Source organism: Halorubrum sp. ARQ200, assembly GCF_005435115.1.
In the GTDB taxonomy this organism is placed as follows: domain Archaea; phylum Halobacteriota; class Halobacteria; order Halobacteriales; family Haloferacaceae; genus Halorubrum; species Halorubrum tropicale.
This window is the reverse complement of the sequence record NZ_SGTZ01000004.1, coordinates 1-20,795: the sequence shown is the minus strand read 5'-3', so window position 1 is coordinate 20,795 and position 20,795 is coordinate 1. Positions and strand designations below refer to the sequence as shown.

At 68.7% G+C, this 20,795-nt stretch carries 18 protein-coding genes and 2 pseudogenes; 9 read left to right on the top strand and 11 right to left on the bottom strand.

Translation table 11 applies throughout. The annotated features are described in order from the left end of the window. Positions 1 to 82: 82 nt before the first annotated feature. The 3 genes from EXE50_RS17385 to mtnP all read left to right on the top strand — a co-directional run bounded on the left by EXE50_RS17385 (position 83) and on the right by mtnP (position 2,173). Positions 83 to 244, top strand: a complete 162-nt coding sequence (locus tag EXE50_RS17385; RefSeq protein ID WP_199241335.1) for a hypothetical protein — start codon at positions 83 to 85, stop codon at positions 242 to 244. Beyond that, a complete protein-coding gene (locus EXE50_RS07115) occupies positions 241 to 1,239 on the top strand; it encodes a YeiH family protein (protein WP_053771795.1) in 999 nt (332 codons plus the stop codon). Before EXE50_RS17385 ends, EXE50_RS07115 begins: the two co-directional genes overlap by 4 nt. Positions 1,240 to 1,306: 67 nt before the next feature. Continuing rightward, positions 1,307 to 2,173: an S-methyl-5'-thioadenosine phosphorylase gene (gene mtnP, locus EXE50_RS07110; RefSeq protein WP_137704717.1), complete on the top strand. Its 867-nt coding sequence runs from the start codon at positions 1,307 to 1,309 to the stop codon at positions 2,171 to 2,173. A 380-nt stretch (positions 2,174 to 2,553) separates the two neighbouring features. Here mtnP and EXE50_RS07105 read toward each other — a convergent pair whose 3' ends face one another. From EXE50_RS07105 to EXE50_RS07090, 4 genes are all read right to left on the bottom strand, one after another. After that, positions 2,554 to 3,798 carry a glycosyltransferase family 2 protein gene (locus EXE50_RS07105; protein WP_053771797.1) on the bottom strand — a complete coding sequence of 415 codons (1,245 nt, stop codon included), beginning with the start codon at positions 3,796 to 3,798 and terminating at the stop codon, positions 2,554 to 2,556. A 91-nt stretch (positions 3,799 to 3,889) separates the two neighbouring features. After that, on the bottom strand, positions 3,890 to 4,894 hold the full coding sequence (locus tag EXE50_RS07100; RefSeq protein ID WP_137704716.1) for a ScpA family protein: 1,005 nt from the start codon (positions 4,892 to 4,894) through the stop codon (positions 3,890 to 3,892). Further along, entirely contained in the window at positions 4,887 to 8,471 is a 3,585-nt protein-coding gene (gene smc, locus EXE50_RS07095) for a chromosome segregation protein SMC (RefSeq protein ID WP_137704715.1), read from the bottom strand. The genes EXE50_RS07100 and smc overlap by 8 nt, the downstream gene beginning before the upstream one ends. An 18-nt stretch (positions 8,472 to 8,489) precedes the next feature. Beyond that, positions 8,490 to 8,939: a hypothetical protein gene (locus EXE50_RS07090; protein WP_053771800.1), complete on the bottom strand. Its 450-nt coding sequence runs from the start codon at positions 8,937 to 8,939 to the stop codon at positions 8,490 to 8,492. A gap of 178 nt (positions 8,940 to 9,117) precedes the next feature. Here EXE50_RS07090 and EXE50_RS07085 point away from each other — a divergent pair, with 178 nt between their 5' ends. The 3 genes from EXE50_RS07085 to ftsZ all read left to right on the top strand — a co-directional run bounded on the left by EXE50_RS07085 (position 9,118) and on the right by ftsZ (position 11,351). Then, complete coding sequence (locus EXE50_RS07085) at positions 9,118 to 9,717, top strand: zinc ribbon domain-containing protein (RefSeq protein WP_053771801.1); 600 nt, start codon at positions 9,118 to 9,120, stop codon at positions 9,715 to 9,717. A 214-nt stretch (positions 9,718 to 9,931) separates the two neighbouring features. Next, positions 9,932 to 10,111 (top strand): ribbon-helix-helix domain-containing protein, encoded by a 180-nt coding sequence (locus EXE50_RS07080; RefSeq protein ID WP_004595187.1) that lies wholly within the window; start codon positions 9,932 to 9,934, stop codon positions 10,109 to 10,111. A 4-nt stretch (positions 10,112 to 10,115) separates the two neighbouring features. Next, positions 10,116 to 11,351: a cell division protein FtsZ gene (gene ftsZ / locus EXE50_RS07075; RefSeq protein WP_137704714.1), complete on the top strand. Its 1,236-nt coding sequence runs from the start codon at positions 10,116 to 10,118 to the stop codon at positions 11,349 to 11,351. A gap of 65 nt (positions 11,352 to 11,416) precedes the next feature. On the opposite strand, the gene EXE50_RS07070 is transcribed toward ftsZ, so the two are convergent. Further along, on the bottom strand, positions 11,417 to 12,394 hold the full coding sequence (locus tag EXE50_RS07070; protein ID WP_137704713.1) for a TIGR00269 family protein: 978 nt from the start codon (positions 12,392 to 12,394) through the stop codon (positions 11,417 to 11,419). A gap of 201 nt (positions 12,395 to 12,595) precedes the next feature. Between EXE50_RS07070 and EXE50_RS07065 the strand changes: the two genes are divergently transcribed. After that, positions 12,596 to 13,114, top strand: coding sequence for a DUF4442 domain-containing protein (locus tag EXE50_RS07065; protein ID WP_137704712.1), 519 nt, complete (start codon positions 12,596 to 12,598; stop codon positions 13,112 to 13,114). A gap of 21 nt (positions 13,115 to 13,135) precedes the next feature. On the opposite strand, the gene EXE50_RS07060 is transcribed toward EXE50_RS07065, so the two are convergent. The 4 genes from EXE50_RS07060 to EXE50_RS07045 all read right to left on the bottom strand — a co-directional run bounded on the left by EXE50_RS07060 (position 13,136) and on the right by EXE50_RS07045 (position 16,897). Continuing rightward, on the bottom strand, positions 13,136 to 14,086 hold the full coding sequence (locus tag EXE50_RS07060; RefSeq protein ID WP_053771805.1) for an alpha/beta fold hydrolase: 951 nt from the start codon (positions 14,084 to 14,086) through the stop codon (positions 13,136 to 13,138). 81 nt (positions 14,087 to 14,167) lie between these two features. After that, complete coding sequence (meaB, locus tag EXE50_RS07055) at positions 14,168 to 15,334, bottom strand: methylmalonyl Co-A mutase-associated GTPase MeaB (protein WP_137704711.1); 1,167 nt, start codon at positions 15,332 to 15,334, stop codon at positions 14,168 to 14,170. Next, complete coding sequence (locus tag EXE50_RS07050; protein ID WP_053771807.1) at positions 15,335 to 15,754, bottom strand: cobalamin B12-binding domain-containing protein; 420 nt, start codon at positions 15,752 to 15,754, stop codon at positions 15,335 to 15,337. A gap of 90 nt (positions 15,755 to 15,844) precedes the next feature. Further along, on the bottom strand, positions 15,845 to 16,897 hold the full coding sequence (locus EXE50_RS07045; RefSeq protein ID WP_053771808.1) for a sodium:calcium antiporter: 1,053 nt from the start codon (positions 16,895 to 16,897) through the stop codon (positions 15,845 to 15,847). A 232-nt stretch (positions 16,898 to 17,129) separates the two neighbouring features. On the opposite strand from EXE50_RS07045, the gene EXE50_RS07040 reads away from it, so the two are divergent. Continuing rightward, positions 17,130 to 19,391 (top strand): helix-hairpin-helix domain-containing protein, encoded by a 2,262-nt coding sequence (locus tag EXE50_RS07040; protein WP_137704710.1) that lies wholly within the window; start codon positions 17,130 to 17,132, stop codon positions 19,389 to 19,391. 288 nt (positions 19,392 to 19,679) lie between these two features. Here EXE50_RS07040 and EXE50_RS07035 read toward each other — a convergent pair. Continuing rightward, a pseudogene (locus EXE50_RS07035) lies at positions 19,680 to 19,940 on the bottom strand (phosphate signaling complex PhoU family protein); the annotation flags it as partial. Between the two features lie 76 nt (positions 19,941 to 20,016). Between EXE50_RS07035 and EXE50_RS07030 the strand changes: the two are divergent. Beyond that, a complete protein-coding gene (locus tag EXE50_RS07030) occupies positions 20,017 to 20,652 on the top strand; it encodes an IS6 family transposase (protein WP_137704709.1) in 636 nt (211 codons plus the stop codon). Between the two features lie 28 nt (positions 20,653 to 20,680). Here the strand turns inward: EXE50_RS07030 and EXE50_RS07025 are convergent. After that, positions 20,681 to 20,795, bottom strand: a pseudogene (locus EXE50_RS07025) (IS6 family transposase); the annotation flags it as partial.

Below are 20,795 nucleotides of genomic sequence, written 5' to 3'. Positions count from 1 at the left end.
TCGAGCGACGGCCGTCCGGGTCCCACCCTCGGAGAACGCCCCGAGTCACACGGCATAAATGCGAGCGCGCCGAGCCACGGGTATGGTATCGGACGCCGCCGACGGGACGGACGCGGGAGCGGGCGACGCCGGCGCGGCCGGCCCCTCGCTCGTCGACCGCTGGACCGCGCTCGACCGCGGCTGGCAGGCGCTCGCGCTGGGGCTCGGGATCGTCGCCGCGCACCTCGTCGGCCAGGCGCTGTGACGGGGGTCGTCGAGGCGGTCCGGGCGTACCTGCCCGGCCTCGCGCTGCTCGCGGGGGGCGCGGTCGCGGCGACGCTCGTCGCGGACGCGGTGCCCGGCCTCCAGCCGCTCGTCGTCGCCGTCGCGCTCGGCGTCGGGGTCGGGAACACCGTCGGGATCCCCGCGGTCGCGGAGCCGGGGGTCGGCGTCGACAAGCTGTTCCTGGAGACCGGGATCGTGCTGCTCGGCGCCGCGGTCGCGGTCGAGGAGTTCCTGGCCGCCGGCCCGCGGGTCCTCGGCCTCGTGGTGGCGGTCGTCGCCGGCGGGCTCCTGTTCGCCGAGGCCGTCGCGCGCGGCCTCTTCCGGATCGGGTCGCCCACCTCGTCGCTCCTGGCCGCGGGAGCGAGCGTCTGCGGCGTCTCCGCGGTCGTCGCGATCGGGAGGGTGCTGGACGCGCGCGGCGCCGCGATCACCTTCGCGGCCGCGACGATCCTGCTGTTCGACGCCGCGACCCTCGTCGCGTTCCCGCTGGCGGGCGAGTGGCTCGGCCTCACGGGCCGACAGTTCGGCGTCTGGGCGGGCGTGAGCATGTTCTCGACCGGCCCCGTCGCGGCCGCGGGGTTCGCCTACTCCCCCGAGGCGGGCCAATGGGCGACGGTGACGAAGCTGGCGCGGAACTCGCTGCTGGGCGGGGTCGCGGTCGCGTACTCGGTCGCGTACACGGCGCGCTCCGCGGCCGATCCGGGCGTGCGGCGGCTGTGGGCGGAGTTCCCGAAGTTCCTGCTCGGCTTCCTGATCGTCGCGGCGGTCGCAAACAGCGGGCTGCTCTCGCCGGCCGCGCTGGCGTCGATCGGGCGCGTCTCGGACGCGCTGTTCGCGCTGGCGTTCGTCGGCCTCGGGCTCTCGATCCGGATCGGCGACATGCGCGCGGTGGGCGCCGCGCCCGTGGGCGCGGTGCTGGTCCACCTGCTCGCCGTGAGCGCGGTCGCGCTCGCGGCGGTGCGCTGGCTGCTGTGAGCCGCGTCGACGGGCCGGCGTCGGACGGGTTCACGTCATATAAGTAGCGAGCGGGCGCACTCAGGGTATGGGCACCATCGGATTCATCGGCGGCAGCGGCATCTACGAGGCGCTCCCGCTCGACGACGTGCGCGAGGTCGAGTTCGACACGCCGTACGGCGAGCCGAGCGACGCGGTGACGATCGGCGAGTTCGGCGACACGGGCCGCGAGGTCGCGTTCCTCCCGCGTCACGGCTCGAACCACGGCGTCTCGCCGACCGACCTCCCGTACCGCGCCAACATGTACGCGCTGAAGCAGGCCGGCGTCACGCACGTCTTCGCGTCCAACGCGGTCGGGAGCCTGAGAGAGGAGCTGGAGCCGGGGACGCTCGTCGTCCCGGACCAGATCTACGACCGGACGAAACACCGCGACCTCTCCTTCTACGGCGACGGCGTCGTCGTCCACCAGCCGTTCGCGGACCCGTACAGTCCGGAGCTCGTCGACCACCTCACCGAGGCCGCGGAGTCGGCCGCGCCCGAGGATACCGGCGTGGTGAAGGGCGGCACCTACGTCTGCATCGAGGGGCCGCAGTACTCGACGCGCGCGGAGTCGGAGTTCTACAAGTCGCAGGGGTGGGACCTCGTCGGCATGACCGCGATCCCGGAGGCGAAGCTGGCCCGGGAGGCCGAGATCGCGTACGCGACGATCGCCGGCGTCACCGACTACGACGTCTGGAAAGCGGACAGCGAGGTGACGCTCGAAGAGGTGCTCGAAAACGCCGAGAAGAATCAGAAAGCGATCAAGGCCGCCGTCGAGGAGGCGGTGCGGACGCTCCCCGAGGACCTAGAGTGCGAGGCGCACACCGCGCTCGAAGGCACTGTCAACACGCCGACCGAGGCGATCCCGGAGGAGACGACGGAGCGCGTGGAGCCGCTGCTGGGCGAGTACTTATAAACGGATCTGCGGTGCGGCGGCGCGCGCCTCCGAACGCCCGAAGGGCGTGAGGAGCGCGTGCGAGGGAGTCAGTCGCCGGAGCGAAGCGGAGGCGACTGACGAGGCTGGGGATGCGCGAGGCTTCGGTGCGGGGCGGCCGGGTGGAACTCAAAGCCCCAGCCGTGAGGCGGGCGCAGGCGACGCAAGCACCGTAGCGAGGGAGCGAACGAAGTCAGCGACCGAGTGAGGAGCGCAGCGAACGTACGCCCGCCTCACGGCTAGGACTTTGGAGGTGTCGGCCGTCGATCTAGTAGTGGCTATTTATAAACGAGCAACTGAGATTTTGGACGTTTTCTCTGCGGAGGCAACTACGTATCGACGAAAATCGCTCTAACCACGTGTCAGTCGTTGAACACGTCGAACGTGAGCTCCTCGTCGGACTCTCGGACCAGTCGTTCGGAGCCGTCGTGGTCGGTGACCGTCCCCGGTTCCATCGACTCGTGAACCCGCTCGACCGCGTCCGGCGTCACCTTCTCGGTCACCTCGAACGTCGTCACCGGCGAGACGAGTCCCCACAGCGCGCCGGCCGAGTGCGTGAGGAAGGCGAGCGGCGTCAAGAGGAGGTAGATCGGCCACGTGAGGGGATGCTTGTCGTACGCGGCCGCGCCGACGAGCGTGTAGACGAACAGGATCCCGAAAAGCGCCAGTGACGCAGTGCGGTACCACTCCATGCCGGGCGCGGTGCCGGGGAAGACGAGTGACGCGAAGACGAGGAGCGGCACCAGCGGGGAGAGCGACCACGCGATGACCCGCGTGTAATACACCGGTCGGTACCTGAGTGGGAGCAGGCCGCCGTCGGCGCGCGTCCCCGAGATCCACCGGCGGCGCTGCTTGGCCATCGCGCGCAGCGACGGCGGCGCCTGGTTCCGAAAGCGCACGTCGAGCACGGCGAAGGAGACGCCGAGCTGGTCCGCGGCCCGCCAGATGAAGTTCGTGTCCTCGGTGATGGTCGCGACGTCCCACGTGATCGACTGCTCTAGCGAGTGCCGAACCGCGACCCCGCCGCCCCACGCGTACAGCGGGTAGCGGAGCCTGTGAAACGCGAACTGCTCGTACTGGTAGCCGACGCGGAAGATTTCGCTCAGGTACGCGACCCGTGAGCCGGTGTACAATGGCTTCTCGGTGAACTGGACCACGTCGGCGTCCGGTAGCCCCTCGAAGCCGGCCATGATCGTGTCCTCGTCCAGGTAGAGGACGTACTCGCGATCGCACGGCACCACCCGGCGGGCCCACTCGACGGCGCGCCCCTTGTTCGTCGCGTCGCACTCGAACTCCTCGGGGACCACGTGGACGTCCGCGCCCTCGACGTCGATCGGCTTCTCGGCGATCACGCGCACGTCGTCAAGCGCCTGCGGGACCGCGTTGACGGTCGCCTGTACCACCTCCTCGGCGTCGATCGTCAGGATCCGGACCTGGATGTCGTCGTACCCCCACTCGACCTCGTCGGGGTCGACGCGACCGCCGCGAGCGAGCACCGTCGCTTCGAAGAGCCACCAGAGCGCCGAGGCGCCGTACAGCAGGAGCGCGATCCACAGCGCCGCGACGACGGCAGCGAGCGCGGGGTTCGCGGTCGCGAACGAGATCACTACCGGTGTGTGTCGCGAGATCGACAAGAGCGTGTCGGAACGCTATCTCTCGCGACTCGGAACCGGTGAGACCGAGCGGTCCGCCGGTAACTTAGTCCGCGATCGCTTCCGATTCGCCGGTCATCGCCGCCGGGTCCTTCACCCACAGGTCGCCGAACAGGTCGTCCTGCTGGAGCCGGACCGAGCCGCGGTGGGCCATGAACAGCAGCGCGAGGTACGTCATGAACGGGCGGCCGCCGGCGGTCTCGATCTCCGCGAACAGCACCTCCGTGCGCCCGCGGTCGAAGCGGGTGCGGAGGGCGTTGTCGATCTCCACGATGACCTCCTCGATGTCCTCGTCGTGGGTGCGGTCGGTCGCCTCTCCGGCAGTCGGCTCCCCGTCCTGTCGGAACTCGTCGTCCGCGTGGTAGTCGAGCGTCTGCGTGCCGCGGGCGTGGCCGTGCGGCGACTCCGAGGTGTCGTACTCGCGGGAGTCCTTCCACCAGGAGCCGCGCTCGGCCTCGCGGAGCTCGCGGACCAGCTCGTCGAGCGTCTCCGGCGAGCCCCGGGTGTTCTTGCGGTCGAGCCGGCGGTCGATCTCCGCTTCCAGCTTGTCGACCGGGTCGAACCCGTCCGCGGCCGGGTCGGGCGCGCCGCCCTCCATCGCGGCCTCCCACGGCTCCGGCTCGGGCTCCTCGTCCTCGTCGTCGTCCGCCAGCATGCCGTCGCTTTTCATGCGCAGCAGGACGCTGGCGTAGAACAGCGCCCGCCCCGTCGTCCGGAGGTCCGTCTCGTCGAGCTTCTCGAGAAAGGCGTCCGTCACCCGGACGATGTCGATGTCCCACGGCTCGATCTCGCCCTCCTCGGCCAGTTGGACGAGCAGCTCGACGGGCTCGACCTCGTCCTCGTCGGTCTCGTCCGGGGGCGAGATGTCGGTCACGTCCGACCCGGGGTCGGCCGCCGTCGACGCGGGTCGGTCCGCCGAGTCGGAACTGTCGGAGAACTCGGAACCGGCGTCCGACGCGGTCCCGTCGCCGCTTGGGGCGTCGTCGGCGAACGGGTCGGCGCCGTCGCGCTCGCTCGTCAGGTCGAGGTCGGGGACGCCGTCGTCAGTCATCCGCGCTCACCTCCTCCTCGTCCGCGTCGTCGCCGAACTGCATCCCGGTCACCGCCGAGAGGTTGTCGCCCTGCATCGTGACGCCGATGGCGCGGTCGGAGCGCTCCAACAGCGCCGAGCGGTGGCCGACGACGACGAACTGGGCGTCCTCGGCCAGCTCCTCGATCATCTCGCCGACGCGCTCGGCGTTGACCGCGTCGAGGAAGGCGTCGATCTCGTCGAGCGCGTAGAACGGCGCGGGGTTGTGCCGCTGGACGGCGAAGATGAAGGAGAGCGCGGTCAGCGACTTCTCGCCGCCGCTCATCGCGTCGAGCCGCTGGACCGGCTTGTCCGCAGGCTGGGCCTTCATCGTCAACCCCTCCTCGAAGGGGTCTTCGGGGTTCTCCAAGACGAGCTCGCCCGTCCCGGCCGAGAGCCGCGCGAAGATGTCCCGGAAGTGGTCGTTGATCGACTCGAACGTCTGCATGAACGTCTCCTTCTTGGCCGCCTCGTACCCCTCGATTCGCTCCTCGATGGCGTCGCGCTCCTCGACGAGCACGTCCCGGCGCTCCTGAAGTTCGTCGAGCGCCGCCTGGACCTCGTCGTACTCGTCTATCGCGAGCATGTTCACGGGCTCTAACGCCTCCATCTCCCTCTCGATCGCCTCGATCCGCGACTCCACCTCGTCGAGGTCGGGGATCTCGTCGGCGTCGTAGTCGCCGACCTGCGACTCCAGCTCGTCGATCTCCCACTCCAAGCGGTCGCGGCGGTCCGTGAGGTCCGACAGGTCCGACTCCGCCTCGGAGACGAGCGAGCGCTGTTCGTCTCGCTTCCGGGTCGCCTCGCGGATCTCCTCGCGGAGCTCCTCGCGCTCTTCTTTCAGCTCCGTGAGCTCCGCTTCGAGGTCGGCGATCGCCTCCTTCTTCTCGGCCAGCTCCGCCTCCTTCTCCTCGATGGCGGCCTCGTGGTCGGCGATCGCCTCCTCGGCCTCCGCCTTCGCGTTCTGCGCCTCCTCGACGTCGTCGTGGAGGCCGTCCAAGGCGTCCTCGGCGTACCCCTTCTCCAGCTCCAGCTCGTTGATCCGCCCGTCGAGCGAGTCCATCCGGTCTTCGAGCTCGTCGATCTCCGCGCGGATCTCGTCGGCGCGCTCGGAGAGCTCCGGGATCTTCGAGTCGGCGAGCTCGGTCTCGATGTCGTCGATCTCGGCTTCGAGATCGTCGATCGCCGCGTCCGTCTCCGCGAGCTCCTCGTCTAACGCCGTCATCTGCTCGTCGACGGACTCGCGTTCCGCCTCCAACTCCTCGAGTTCGTCCTCCAACTCCTCGATCCGGGCTTCCGCCTCGGCGAGGTCGTCCTCGGCGCGCTCGACGTCGGCCTCCAGCGACCGGACGCGCTCGGCCGCGTCGGCCTTCCGGTCGCGCGCGTCCGCGATGTCGTCGTCGAGCGCGTCGATCTCCGACTGGACCGACTGCCGCTCGTCTTCGAGCTCGGATATCTCCGTCGCGAGCCGCTCAAGTTTGCCGCCGCCGGACTTCGTGAACGAGTAGCGGGAGCCGCCGCCGGAGCCGCCCGTCATCGCCCCCGACTTCTCGACGAGGTCGCCGTCGAGGGTGACCATCCGGTAGTCGCCCATCAGGTCGCGGGCGGTCGCCATGTCCTCGACGACGAGCGTCGAGCCGAGCACGTACGAGAAGATCGACTCGTACTCCGCGTCGTAGTCGACGAGGTTCCGCGCGAAGTCGACGACGCCCGGCACCGACGGCTTCCGCGGGAGGCTCCGGTCGTCCATCTTCGTGATCGGGAGGAACGTCGCCCGGCCCGCGTTGCGCCGTTTCAGGTAGTCGATACAGGTCGAGCCGACGCCGTCGTCGTCGACGACGACGTTCGCCAGCCGCCCGCCGGCGGCGGTCTCGCAGGCCTCGGCGTACTCGGCCGCGACCGAGCCGAGCTCGCCGACCGCGCCGTGGACGCCGTCGATGCCGCCGTTCTTCACCTCGGTGACCGCCCGCGGCCAGGAGGCGTCGCCGCGCTCGTCGGCGGCCGCCTCCAGCTTGGCGTACTCGTTCTGCTTCTCCCGGAGGGTGTCTTCGATCTCCCCCAGTCGCTCCTCCGTCTCGCCCTTCTCGGCGAACAGGTCCGCGACCGCGTCCTCGATGGTCGCCTCGTTCTTCTCGGCCTTGTCGAGCTCGCCTTTCAGCTCGGAGATCCGCGCCTTGTGCTCCGGGATCGACTCGCGGGCGTCCTCCAGCTCCTCGCGGGCCTCGCTCACCGCGTTCGAGCGGCGGCGCGCCTCGTCGAGCAGCCGGTCCTTCTCGCGTTGCGTCTCGTTTTTCTCCTCGCGGAGCGACTCGACCGCCTCCTTCTTCTCCGCCAGCTCGGCCTTCAGCTCGTCGAACTCCGTGTCGGCGCCCTCGATCTCGGCCTCGACGTCCGCGAGCTCGGACCGCTTCGTCGCCAGCTCCGACTTCACCGACGCCTTCTCCACCTTCGTCTCGCGGATCTCCGCGTCGAGCTCCTCGATCTTCTCCTCTTTCCGGTCGATCTGGACGAACGCCTGCCGGCGGTCGTTCTCCGCCGACTCCGCGCGCGACTCGGCCGACTCGATCCGGTCTTCCAGCCGCGAGACCTCGCCTTTGATCTCTTCGATCTCCGAGCGGATCTCGATCTGTTCCTCCTCGCCCTTCGTCTCGATCTCGTGGTTGAGGTCCGCGAGGTCCTCTTCGAGGCGGGTGAGCTTCCCCTGCCTGGCGTCGAGCTCCTCGCGGAGCTCGGCGAGGTCGGACTCCGCCGCGTCGATGTCGCCCTCCACGTCCGCGAGCGCCTCGCGCTTCTCTTCGAGCTCCGAGGCCTTCCGGAACCCGCGGTACTCCGCTAACTCGTCGCGGAGCTCCTGGTACTGGAGGGCGGTCTCGCGCTCGTCGGCGAGCTGGTCGAGCCGGTCCTCCTTCTCGCCGATGCGGAGGTCGGCCTCGCCGATCCGGTCCTCGACCGTGTCCAGCTCCTCGTAGGCGGCCTCCTTCTTCTCGTCGAACTCCGCGACGCCCGCGATCTCGTCGACGATCCCCCGCCGCTGGTAGGGAGTCATGTTGATGATCTCGGTGACGTCGCCCTGCATCACCACGTTGTACCCCTCCGGCGTCACGCCCGCACTCGCGAGCAGGTCCTGGACGTCCGAGAGGTTCACCGACCGCCCGTTGAGGTAGTAGTACGAGTAGTAGTTGTCCTCGGTCTCCTTCACGCGGCGCTTGATCGTGATCTCGGAGACGTCGCCGACGTTCTCCGTGCCGGCCGCGGAGACGACCTGCGAGCGGTCGAGGGTGCCGTCCTCGTTGGAGAGCACGACCGTGACGGAGGCCTCGTTCGGGCCGTCCGCGGCCTCGCCGTCGTCGTGGCCGGGGTTGTAGATGAGGTCGGTGAGCTTCTTGGCGCGGATCCCGCGGGTGCGGGCGAGGCCGAGCGCGAACAGCACGCCGTCGATGATGTTCGACTTCCCGGAGCCGTTCGGCCCGGTGACGACGGTGAAGTCCTCGTAGAAGGGGATCCGCGTCGTACGCCCGAAGCTCTTGAACCCGTCCAGAACGACTTCAGTGATGTGCATGGGGTCGGAGGCGACCGCTTACGCGACGATGATGTCGTCGCCTTCGCTCGACTCGCCCTCGTCGTCCTCGGCGCTCTCCTCGGCGTCGGGGGTCGTCGCCGACTGCTCGGGGACGATGACGTCGTCTCCCTCGGCCGCGTCGGCGGGGGCCGCCTCGTCCGCGCCGTCGGACGACTCCTCGACGGACTCGAAGACGTCGACGTGGTCGTCGGAGTGCGTCGTCCGCTCGCCGCCGGCCCCGGCCCGCCCGGCGTCGTCGGCAGCGGGCTCGTCGTCCGTCGCGTCGCCGGCCGCGCTCGCCTCGGAGCCGGCCGCCGCGCCCGCGGCGTCGGCCTCGACCGCGACCGACCGCTCGTCTTCCAGCTGTCGGACGCGCTCTTTCATCTCGACGAGCTCCTCGGTGAGCCCGTTGACCGCCGCCTGTAGCTCCGCGACCTGCCGTTCGAGGTCCTCGACGCGGTTACTCATATACACACGCATGCTCGCGCGACGCGTATAAATCTGCGTCAGACACACGTGTGACCAAACCACACGATTCGGCGGGCGGTCGCTCGATTCGGCCGGCGAGCGGCGAACGTTTCGACGCCGTTAAACGTGTCAGACGCCGGGGGAAGATACTTGTACTGACCGAGGATACACGTTCGGTATGAGCAAGATCACCTTCCGGGCGGACGACGACCTCGTCGACCGGCTGGAAGCGTGTGACGCCTCCAAGAGCGAGGTGATGCGGGAGGCGCTCCGGACCCACCTCGACGGGACGGGAGACGAGCCCGACGCGTCGGACGCATCGGCCGGGAGCGTCGACGACGCCCTCGCGGACCGCGTCGACGACCTGATCGCGGAGCGGCTCGACGCCGCGCTCGACGAGCGGCTCGGTCCGGTCGGCGGTGCCGCGGCACCGGCGTACGCGGCCGGAACGCCGGGCGACATCAACGTAAACGTCACCCTCGACGCGCCGGGGACCGAGTCCGACGACCGGGACGACGACGTGCGTGTAACCCGTGAGACGGCCGGCGACGCGGAGCCGGCGGCGCGTAAGACGGACCCGGGCGCGAAGACGCGCGAGAACGCCTGCGGCGGCTGCGGAGAGATCGTCCCGTCCGAACACGTGTACTGCCCGAACTGCGGCGAAAAGCAGTCGCACAGGGCCTTCTGCGAGTGCGGCGACGAACTCCGGACCGACTGGGCGTTCTGCCCCGGGTGCGGGCGTCGGACGCCGGCGGCGGACGTGTTGAACGATCAGTAGCCGGCGTAAGACCTCGCGCATACGCTGAGGCACGTTCACCGGCAGGTTGTCTTACAACCTCCGATAGTTTTATAATGGTAGCCTCGGAGATACGAGTTGCGTAAGACGGCCGTCTTACAGCGTCCGTCCGGTCGGGGTGATACCCCGGTTTCGGGCGGTCTCGCGCTGTAAGACACACGCGTCGCGTGGTCGCCGTCTTACCGGGGGAATACCAATGGAGCGTGTGACACTACGAATCCCGAAACAGCAGATCGACGAGGTCGAACAGATGGTGGAGACGGGCGAGTTCCCGAACCGGAGCGAGGCGATCCGGTCGGCCGTCCGCGACATGTTGAACGAACAGGACGGCGAGCGCGACGAGCGCGGCCGCAACCGCAACTGGGCGAAGGTGTAAACTGATGCAAGATCTCGTTCAGGACGCCCTCGACAACGCGGAAGCGGAGAAGCGCGACATGGACGTCGACATGGACGACGACGAGTTCGGGGACCCCCGAATCGTCATCGTCGGTGCCGGCGGCGCCGGGAACAACACGGTCAACCGACTGTACAACATCGGCGTCGACGGCGCCGACACCGTCGCCATCAACACGGACAAACAGCACCTCAAGATGATCGAGGCCGACACCAAGATCCTCGTGGGCAAGTCGCTCACCCAGGGGCTCGGCGCCGGCGGCGACCCCAAGATGGGCGAGCGCGCCACCGAGATGGCCCAGGGCACGATCAAAGAGGTGCTCGGCGACGCGGACCTCGTCTTCGTCACCGCCGGCATGGGCGGCGGCACGGGCACCGGCGCGGCGCCGGTGGTCTCGAAGATCGCCAAAGAGCAGGGCGCCATCGTCGTCGGGATGGTCTCGACGCCGTTCAATGTCGAGCGCGCCCGCACGGTGAAGGCCGAGGAGGGCCTCGAAGACCTCCGCAACGAGGCCGACTCGATCATCGTCCTCGACAACAACCGCCTGCTCGACTACGTTCCGAACCTGCCGATCGGGAAGGCGTTCTCCGTGATGGACCAGATCATCGCGGAGACGGTGAAGGGAATCTCGGAGACGATCACCCAGCCGAGCCTCATCAACCTCGACTACGCGGACATGTCGACGATCATGAACCAGGGCGGCGTGGCGGTCATGCTCGTCGGCGAGACGCAGGACAAGAACAAGACCCAAGAGGTGGTCAACGACGCGATGAACCACCCGCTCTTGGACGTCGACTACCGCGGCGCCTCGGGCGGGCTCGTCCACATCACGGGCGGCCCCGACCTCACGCTGAAGGAGGCCGAGGGGATCGCGAACAACATCACCGAGCGGCTGGAGGCGAGCGCCAACGTGATCTGGGGCGCCCGCATCCAGGAGGAGTACAAGGGCAAGGTGCGCGTCATGGCGATCATGACGGGCGTCCAGAGCGCGCAGGTTCTCGGTCCCTCCACTCAGAAGCAGGCGGACAAGTCCCGCGCGGCCGTCAACGGCGAGGAACTCGGCGACTCGCGCTCGCGCGCCGCCGAGGCGAACGGAAGCCCGAGCGTCGCGGGCGACAGGGGCGAAGCGGCGGTCTCCGGCGGCACCGACCGCGGCGCGTGGGAGTCCGACGGCGGCAGCGACCCCATCGAGAAGAACAACGGCCTCGACGTCATCCGCTGAGCCGCACCCCGGAGGACAGACGGCTAACCGCTTTTTTTGACTCGGTTCGGCGAAGAGGCGTCCGGTCAGACCGCTTCGAGCGACTCCAGCAGCCGGCACTTCCGACAGACGCCGCGGCTCGTCTGCGAGCCGCAGCGCTCGCACTCGCCGAGGTCGGGGTTCTCGCCGTCGCCGTCCCCGTCGCGGTAGGCGTCGGCCGCGAGCGCGGACAGCTCCTCGTAGCCGGCCATTATCGAGTGGCGCGCGCCGGGGTGGTTCTCCTCTAACGCGTGGATCGTCGACTGGATCTCGCCGCGGTACGCCTCCTCGGCGTGGGGGCACTCGGCCATGTGGGTCGGGAGGTTGCGGACGTGGCAGTACAGGGCGATCTCCTTCTCAGGTACGTCGCGGAGGGGCTTGGCGCGCGGGACGAAGGCGTCGGTCTCGGCGCGCTCGTCGAAGGGGCCGAGCGAGGCGTCGAAGTGCTTCGCGACCTGTCGCACGTCGCCCTCGAGGAAGTTCATCATCGCCGTCTGCGCCTCGTCGTCGAGGTTGTGACCGGTGAGCAGCTTGTCGGCGTCGAACTCGGCGGCGTACGTTTCGAGGAGGTCGCGGCGGAACACGCCGCAGTACGCGCAGGCCGCCATGTTCTCCGGGTCGTCCTCGACCACGTCGTCCATCCGCACGTCGAACTCCTCCTCGTACGACACCAGCTCGTGGCGCATCGAGAGGTCGTCGGCCAATTCGACGCAGGCGTCGACGCTCGCGTCGCGGTACCCCTCGATGCCCTCGTGGATCGTCAGGGCGAGCATCTCCACGCGAGGGTCCTTCCCGAACACGTCGTCGAGGATCTGGGTCAGGGCGACGCTGTCTTTCCCGCCGGAGAGGCCGATCACCCAGCGGTCGGGGTCGTCGGGCGTCGCGTCCGGGTCGAGGAGACCGTCCTCGCGGACCCGACGCTTCACGCGCTTCTCGACCGACAGCCGGAGGTGCTCGCCGCAGAGGTGCGCCCCGGAGTAGGCGGCGTGGTGGATCGCGTCGGCTCCGCACTTGTCGCACTCCATCGGTGTCCGGTTGCGCTCGCGCGGGGATACCCGTTTCGGGCCGCCTACGCGAGGAGGGCCGCGGAACCGGGACGGACCGAGGGCGAGCGCTCGCGGGCACGCGCGATGAGACCCGCGTAAACGAGCGGTAAACGTCGACAACCCCGGGCGCGTTGTCGCCCGTTCCGACACCGGTTTGTCGCCGGCCCGTCGCGGATCGCCGTGAGCGATTCCCCGACCGGCGTCGACCGCGACCCCGACCCGCGACCCTTACGCGAGGACCCCCCGGCGGAGAGCCGTCGGACGCGGCTCTGGCGCCTCGGGTTCAACCTCATGCCCGCGTACCGGGGGACGGGCGCCCGCGTGGACCACATCGCTGCCGACTGGCGCTACGTCCGGATCCGCGTCCCGCTCAACTGGCGCACCCGGAACGCGGTCGGGACGGTCTTCGGCGGCAGCATCTACGGCGCGATCGACCCGGTGTACATGATGATGCTGCGGCGAGTCCTCGGCGACCGCTTCACGGTCTGGGACAAGTCGGCCGCGCTGGAGTTCATCGAGCCCGGCCGCGACACGCTGTACGCGGAGTTCGACCTCTCCACCCGGGAGACGGCGGCGATCCGCGAGGCGCTCGGGCCGGGCAAGTCGACCGACCGCGAGTACCTCGTCTCGCTCGTCGACGAGGGGGGAGAGGTCCACGCGGCCTGCGAGAAGACGCTGTACGTGCGCCGCGACGAGTAGCCGACCGGGACCGTCGCCGGGCTACGCCGTCGCGCCGGCGACGAGCGCTTCCTCGACCGTCTCGACGAACCGGTCCGGGTGTTCGACGTGCGGGAGCAGCCGCGCGCGGTCGAAGACGACGAGGCGGGCGTCGGCCGCGTCGGCGAGCTCACGGCCCTCGGTGAGCGGGCTGACCGTCGCCTCGCGCCCCCAGACGATCGTCGGCGGCACGTCGAGGTCGGCGAGCGCGGCCGCGAGGTCGACCTCGCTGTTGAGCGTCCCCGAGACGAACGACGCGGGCGCGAACCGGGCGTTCTCGACGTGGGTGGTCCGCCACTCGTAGTCGGTCCACTCGGCGCTCGGGTTCGCGGGGTCGTCGTAGCCGTGGTCGGCGTTGAAGTAGCGGATCGACGGCTTCGCCGTGATGGCGTTGAACAGCGCCCGTCCGACGAGGGGGGCGCGGAGCAGTTCGCGGAGCCACCCCTTCGCCGGGCTCGGGCCCGCGGTCGCCGTCGGACAGACGGCGACGAAGCCGCGCAGCTCGACGCCGTCCTCGCCGTCGCCGTCGGTCGCCGCGACCGCGTACGCGGCCGACAGCGAGGAGGCGACCACCGCGGGCTCGTCGAACGCGGCGAGGAAGTCGTGGACGAAGTCCTCGTACAGCGCCGCGGAGTAGCGGAGCGGCGGCCGGTCGGACCGGCCGTACCCGGGGAAGTCGGGCGCGATAACGTGGTAGTCGGCGGCGAGGTCGCCGAACACCGCGCGCCACTCGCCGGATGAGCCGGCGGCGTTGATCCCGTGGAGCAGGACGAGGTCCGGGTCGTCCGGGTCGCCCGCCTCGGTGTACGCGACGTCCATCCCGCGCCAGCGGAAGACGCCGTCGTCGCCGTCGAGCGGGGACTCTAGCTCGCCCTCGTAGCGGAGGCCGGTGTTGAGCGCGGCGAGCGCGCCGACGCCGAGGACGGCGCTGCCGAGGAGGTTCCTGAGCTTCATGGAATACTGTTGGTTCGCTGGCGACTTATACTCGTGGGACGCGGCCCGGCGGACCGCGGCCGCGACGGCGGGGCGTCGCAGTCAGTCGTCGCGGTCCCGGTCGGCCGCCTCCTCGACGCAGTCGGCGATCGGTCCGACGATCGCCTCCGCGACCGCGTACGGGTCGGTCTCGCGGTCGCGGACCCGCTCCGCGAGGCGGTCGATCCCGCCGTGCCGCTCGATCTCGGCGGTCGCGAGCCCTCCCACGTCCGCCCGCACGAGCGTGCGGATCTCCGCGGCGTACCGCCGGCGCTCGGTCGTCTCGATCTCGCCGGACTCGCGGAGGTACGCCGCGTGCGCGTCGAACGCCTCGATCAGCGCCTCGACCCCCTCGCCGGTGTTCGCGACGGTCTCTAACACGTCCGGCGTCCACGACTCGTCGCCCCCCGAGTCGTCCGCGTCGGGCTCGTCGCTCCCGGAACCGCCCGACCGGGCGCCGTCGCGCTGTCCCGCGGCGCCGCCGGTCGAGGCCATCGAGGCCGCGCCGTGGTGGCCGGCGTCGCGGGCCGTCGTCGTCCCCTCGCGGCGGTGGACCATCTCCTCCAGCTCGGCGACGGTCCGCTGGGCGCCGTCCATGTCGGCCTTGTTCACGACGAACACGTCGCCGATCTCTAAGATGCCGGCCTTCAGCGTCTGGACGTCGTCGCCGGAGCCGGGCTGGACCAGGACGGCGACCGTGTCCCCGGTCCGGACCACGTCGACCTCGTTCTGCCCGGCGCCGACGGTCTCTAAGACGACCACGTCCTTCCCGAAGGCGTCGAGCGCCTTCACGGCGTCCGCGGTCGCGGTCGAGAGGCCGCCGAGCTGGCCGCGGGCGCTCATCGAGCGGAAGAACACGTCCATATCGCCGACGTTCGACCCCATCCGGATCCGGTCGCCGAGGACGGCCCCGCCGGTGTACGGCGAGGAGGGGTCGACCGCGATCACGCCGACCGTGTCGCCGCGGTCGCGGTAGGCGGCCGCCAGCTTGTCGACGAGGGTCGACTTCCCGGCGCCCGGCGAGCCGGTGACCCCGATCACGTCCGCCCCGCCGGTGTGCTCGTGGAGCGCGGAGACGATCGCCCGGTACCCGGGCGTTCGGTTCTCGATCTTGGTGATGACCCGGGCGAGCGCGCGGTGGCTCCCCGAGAGGAGGTCCTCGACGAGCGCGGCGTCCGCGTCGGTGAGCGACGGCGCGTCCGCGAACGCCGGTGCGTCCGGCCCGGCCATCTACGCGCGCTCCGGGACGTTGCTCCGGATGAACTCGATCGTCTCCTCCATCGGGGTCCCGGGTCCGAACACCTCGGCGACGCCCAGTTCCTTCAGGTCGTCCTCGTCCTCGTCCGGGATGATCCCGCCGACGAGGACGAGGGTGTCGTCGAACGCGTCGTACTCCTTCAGCCCCTCGATCACCTTCGGGACCAGCGTGTTGTGCGCGCCGGAGAGGATCGAGATCCCGAGGACGTCGACGTCCTCTTGGACCGCCGCCTGGACGATGTCCTCCGGCGCCCGGTGGAGCCCGGAGTAGACGACCTCGAAGCCGGCGTCGCGGAACGCCCGCGCGATGACGTGTGCGCCCCGGTCGTGACCGTCGAGCCCGACCTTCGCGACCAGACACCGCACCGCGCGTTCCTGCTGTTCGGCGCTCATGTCCCACACTGGGTCGCGTGCGGGTTTGATTCTAACGGACGATTGGGAAGGTTCCGGCGCCGAGGTGGCCCCGGTCGAGTCACCGACCGGTCACCCGACGATCGTCCGGAGCGTCGACTCGGTCAGGAGCGTGGTGACGCCGACCGCCTCGGTCGTCATCCACGCGAGGAAGATCAGGTACATCGCGAGGAACACGTACCCCTCCTCGGTGGTGATCTCGAAGTCCGTCGCGGCCATCACCACGACGACGAGGGTGGTGTAAAACAGGAACAGCATGAGCGGGACGGACGTGAGGAACCCGATCGAGACGCCGCCGGCGAGGACGACGCCGATCGGCAGCGCGGCGACGAGGTTGAACGTGTTCGTCCCGAAGACGTTGGCGACCGCGGCGCGCTTGTCGCCGGCCTGCCCCATCTTCACGCCGACGAGGAGGTCGGGGAACGAACTCATCACCGACAGCACGGTGACGGACATCAGGAACGGGGGCGCGTCGAGCGCGTCGGAGACTTCGAGCGTCATCCCGATCATCGACTCGACGCCGACGAGCACGACGGCAAGCCCGGCCGCGAACAGGCCGAGCTGCTTCGGAACGTTCGTCGACTCGGTCCGCTCCATGTCCGACGCGCCGCTCTTGCCCCCGACGAGCAGGATCACGTACACGCCGTACAACACTAACAGTCCGACGCCCATCTGCGGGGTGATCCGGGCGAGTTCCCGTCCGTCGGTGCCGAGGACGCCCAAGGCGATCACGCCGAAGAGCGCGAGGACGGCGACCATGTAGAAGATGGCGTCGCGGTAGACGATCCCCTGCGTCGTCGTCGTGTCGCCGCTCGTGACCGCGACGGCGGCCGGGATGACCAAGATGTTGAACACCGCTGTCCCGATGAGCGCCCCGGCGCCGACGCCGAACTCGCCGAGGACCAGCACCGAGATGACGATGATCGCGAGCTCGGGGAACGAGGTCGCGGCCGCGACGATCAGCCCGCCCTGGATCGCCTGCGAGACGCCGTAGTGGTCGCTGATCTTCGAGGTCGTCGACTCGACGACGTTCGCGCCCTTCCAGGTCAGCAGGAACCCGACGAGACCGATCGGGACCCAGACGAACAGCGACTGGTCGCCGATGAGCTCCCCGAGTAACGTCACGGTGTGACGGTGTGCGCGGAGGGGATTAGTGCTTCCGGAGTCCGGTATCGCGCCCGGAGCCGATCGGCCGTTCCCGCCGCGCCGGCCGATCGCTGCGGTGCGGTCCCGGCAGTCCGGCCGTCACAACTTCGAACGCTCGGTATGTTGTAAGTCAAATTTTGGGTTAAAAATATATATCATTAAAATATATTACTAAATTGTCCTGTCGGATACAGGACCAAGGGTGCCAGCAATGTCCACGAACGACCCATCCGAACTGGAGCAGATCCCCGGAATAGGCCCCAAGCGAGCGAAGGCGCTCCGCGTTGCTGGCTACGAGACGCTCGACGACCTGGAGGCGGCGACGGAAGCCGACCTCCGGGACGTCGCGATGTTCGACGACATCCTCGCTCGCGACATCAAAGCGATGCTCAATCGGGACGCCGACGACGTCGTCCCGGTGAAACAGCCCAACGTCGTCACGCCGGACGACTGGCGAGTGACCGAGCGGCAACTGGCGCACATTCGAACGCTGACCGACGACGCCCCGTCGGACTTGGTCGGGACGACGGCGCTCGACGTCCGCGACCAGCTGGAGTTCGCGATGGCCCCCGAGCTGCTCGGCTTCCGGCAGGTCTGCGGGCGCGTCGTCACCCACGACTCGGCGACGGGCGAGTACCACCCCGTTCCGAACGCGACCGTCCACGTCGAGGACACCGACTGCTCGTTCCTCTCTCGGTTCCCGTCTGACCTCGGCTACGGCTGGTTCTTCCCGTTCGACTGTACGCGGGAGACGGTCGCGACGACGACGACCAACGAGTGCGGGGAGTTCTGCGTCTACGTCCCGCTGTGGGACATCGATCGCGTTCTCGACTTCCGCCGGGAGCGCGTCTGCCTCCCCGAGATCGTCCGGCCCCGGATCCGGGACGTGCTGGAACGACCCGAGGAGTTCCCGGACCCGGTGAACCCGCCGGAGCCGCGGCCGGAACCGCGTCCCGACCCCGGGTTCGGGCGGCTGTTCGACCCGGGCGTCTTCGAGCGCACCGCCGAGCTGGTCGGCGAGGACGTCGCGCTGCGGCTGGGCGCGGGCACCGAGCGCGGCGACTTCGGTGACCTCGAGCCCGAGGCGACGACGCTCCTCGACCGGCCGGCGTTCCCCGAGCCGCCCGAGCCGCCGCTGCCGGAAGGCTTCCTGCGTCCGGACCCCGAGGAGCGGCTCGAACTGCTCGGCGACGAACTCCCGGTCGACCCCGAGGTTATCGCCGCGGTTGACCCCGACCGGCTCGTCGGCCCCTTCCTCCGGTGCCGCGACGTGTTCGTGCCCGAGTGGCGGACCTTCGTCGACGTCCCCGATATCACCTTCCGCGTCACGCAGGACTTCGACGGGGACGGGACGCAGGAGACGATCTACTCGGAGGGGTTCTTCGACGTCCGTTGGAACGAGGAGCAGTCCCTGGACGTCGACCTCGTGGCGGACGACGCCGCGAACTCGATTCCGACCTGCGACGGGCTCACCCCCGAGAACGTCGAGTGCGAGACGCCCTCGATCGAGTCTATCGGCCTGCTGCCGACCCGAAGCCCGATCTACGACGACGCCACCGGGTACGCTCGGCGGATCAACCGACCCAAACCGCCCGGCTCGTCGACCCGCCCCGACGGCACCGCGCCGTTCGCCGGCACGCTACAGCTGCACGGCTGTCACCGCTTCGAGGAGGCGTCGTACTACCGCGTGCTGTACTCCTACGAGGGCGGCCCCGAGCGGCCCTTCACCGGCCACGAGTGGCACGTGCCGGCGATCGGCCGCGACCCGGTTCACGTCCAGCCCAGCGCGACCGACGGCTGGTATCCGATCCTCGACGTGCCGTACTTAGAGTCCTACTACGGCGAGAATCTCAACGACAACCCGCTTCTGTTCCCGTACTGGGTGTTGAACTGGAACACCCGCGGCTACCGGGACGGGAGCTACGAGGTGCGACTCCAACTCGGTGACTCGGACATGGATCCCCTGTCGGTGACGTCGCCGTCCTCGACGATCACGGTCGACAACCGGGCGCCGAACCTCGACATCGGCGGTATCGTCTGGGGACCGACGTCGGAGCCGCCCGAGGAGTGGGACAACGAAATCACCGAGTCGTGCCCGCGGATCGAACGCCCGTCGGGTGAGGACATCGGTATCAGGGTGACGTTCAGGGCGTGGGGGAAACACTTCCGGAGCGTGGAGGCGTCGGCGCACGGCTGCGGACGGAATCCGACGCTGGTTCAGCCCTCGTCTAGCGGCCGGTCGAACCGCTACTCGTACTGGCACGAGTCGGTCGGCGACCGGAGCCACAGACAGACGGTCGTGTTCGAAGTGCCGGCCGGCTACCAACAGGGCGCGTACCGGATCCGACTCCGCGGCGTCAGCCGCGCGTTCAACCCCGCCGGCGGCGGAAGGGGACCGTCGACGAACTGGGAGTACGACACCGACTACATCGACTCGCACTTCACCCGGCTGATCAGCATCACGGACGCGTAGCGCTCTCCGAGACGCCGGACGCCGCCCCGAACGCCCGGCCGGCCGTCGAATCCGGCCGGCGACCGGGCGATTTTTCGATCGGTGGGCGCCCCTCGATCCGGAGAGTCCCCTCCCACTCGCCCGTCGTCCGCCGTCGCCCTCACGGAACCGCTCGTCGAAGACCGTCACCGCGCGGCGTTCGGTCTCGTCACGGGTCACGAGGCCGGGAACCGCCCGCGACGGGGCGAGCCGCGAGCGCTTCGTTCAGTAGATCAGCTCGCCGTCGTTCTCGATCGTGTACAGCGTCCGCGCCGCGACGTTCGTCGCGAGGTCGGCCGCGCTTTCGAGGTCGGTGATGATCTTGACCGAGGCGGCGACGAGCCGGAGGTCGCCGGCCACCGGCTGCTGGAGCGCTAAGAGCTCGGTACACTCGTCGTCCAGGGCCAGGTACGTCTCGTCGATCTCGTGGTCGGTCTCGATAACCGAGCGGGCGAGCGCCTCGTCGCCGGAGACGGCGGCCTCGCCGTCGTCGTCGAGCCGGTCGTAGACGGCCTCGCCAATCGCGACCACGGCGTCGACGACGGGCGCCGATCGGCGGTGTTCAGATAAGGTTTGAAAGTGAGGCGGTGCGTTTTCAAAGTGTTCTATGCCAGAAAACGACCGCCTCAGCGGCTGTTTAGACGAGATCAACTTAGAGTTTGTGGAGAGAGAAGCAACACCGAGGCTGTTGATGAAGCTCAGTATTCAGCTTCATTTGGCTGGATTATCGCTTTCCAATACTGTTTCGTTTCTTGATGTATTCGGTGTTGAAAGAGTTCGCTCCACCGTTCATAACTGGGTTCATAAGGCCGATCTACAGCCAGAGTCTGGGCGAAGCCCGAATCACGTTGCGGTCGATGAGACGGTGATTCGACTTAACGATGAACAATATTGGCTGTACGCTGCTGTCGATCCAGAAACGAACGATCTGCTCCACACGCAGCTTGAACCGACAAGAAACAATGCGATCGCAGATCAGTTTTTCGCAGATCTCCGCGAGAAACACGACGTAGATGACGCGATCATTCTCGTTGATGGCGCAGCTCCACTCCAGCGAGCCTGTCGAAGACATGACCTCGATTTTAGATACGAACGACATGGAAATCGGAACAGCGTTGAACGTGTCTTTCGTGAGGTAAAACGCAGAACTATCTGTTTCTCAAACTGTTTTAGCAACGCCGACGCAGAAACAGCAAACGAGTGGCTGAGATCGTTCGCCTTCGCATGGAACCAGCTTATCTGAACACTGCCCGCCGATCCGTCGTGTTAACTTAAGCATGATTCCACCAGACGGCGTGGGCTTGCAACCACGTTTCCGCGGTCGGTGGATCGACGTGGCTAAAACAGTTTGAAAACGAAGAGGTTCGTCGTTCTACTTCTCGAAAG

Excerpts from the sequence above, each read along its gene's own strand:
- EXE50_RS17385 (WP_199241335.1), top strand. The coding sequence starts at position 83 with ATGGTATCGGACGCCGCCGACGGGACGGACGCGGGAGCGGGCGACGCC.
- mtnP (WP_137704717.1), top strand. The coding sequence starts at position 1,307 with ATGGGCACCATCGGATTCATCGGCGGCAGCGGCATCTACGAGGCGCTC.
- EXE50_RS07100 (WP_137704716.1), bottom strand. The coding sequence starts at position 4,894 with ATGACTGACGACGGCGTCCCCGACCTCGACCTGACGAGCGAGCGCGAC.
- smc (WP_137704715.1), bottom strand. The coding sequence starts at position 8,471 with ATGCACATCACTGAAGTCGTTCTGGACGGGTTCAAGAGCTTCGGGCGT.
- EXE50_RS07090 (WP_053771800.1), bottom strand. The coding sequence starts at position 8,939 with ATGAGTAACCGCGTCGAGGACCTCGAACGGCAGGTCGCGGAGCTACAG.
- EXE50_RS07085 (WP_053771801.1), top strand. The coding sequence starts at position 9,118 with ATGAGCAAGATCACCTTCCGGGCGGACGACGACCTCGTCGACCGGCTG.
- EXE50_RS07080 (WP_004595187.1), top strand. The coding sequence starts at position 9,932 with ATGGAGCGTGTGACACTACGAATCCCGAAACAGCAGATCGACGAGGTC.
- ftsZ (WP_137704714.1), top strand. The coding sequence starts at position 10,116 with ATGCAAGATCTCGTTCAGGACGCCCTCGACAACGCGGAAGCGGAGAAG.
- EXE50_RS07070 (WP_137704713.1), bottom strand. The coding sequence starts at position 12,394 with ATGGAGTGCGACAAGTGCGGAGCCGACGCGATCCACCACGCCGCCTAC.
- EXE50_RS07060 (WP_053771805.1), bottom strand. The coding sequence starts at position 14,086 with ATGAAGCTCAGGAACCTCCTCGGCAGCGCCGTCCTCGGCGTCGGCGCG.
- meaB (WP_137704711.1), bottom strand. The coding sequence starts at position 15,334 with ATGGCCGGGCCGGACGCACCGGCGTTCGCGGACGCGCCGTCGCTCACC.
- EXE50_RS07050 (WP_053771807.1), bottom strand. The coding sequence starts at position 15,754 with ATGAGCGCCGAACAGCAGGAACGCGCGGTGCGGTGTCTGGTCGCGAAG.
- EXE50_RS07040 (WP_137704710.1), top strand. The coding sequence starts at position 17,130 with ATGTCCACGAACGACCCATCCGAACTGGAGCAGATCCCCGGAATAGGC.
- EXE50_RS07030 (WP_137704709.1), top strand. The coding sequence starts at position 20,017 with ATGCCAGAAAACGACCGCCTCAGCGGCTGTTTAGACGAGATCAACTTA.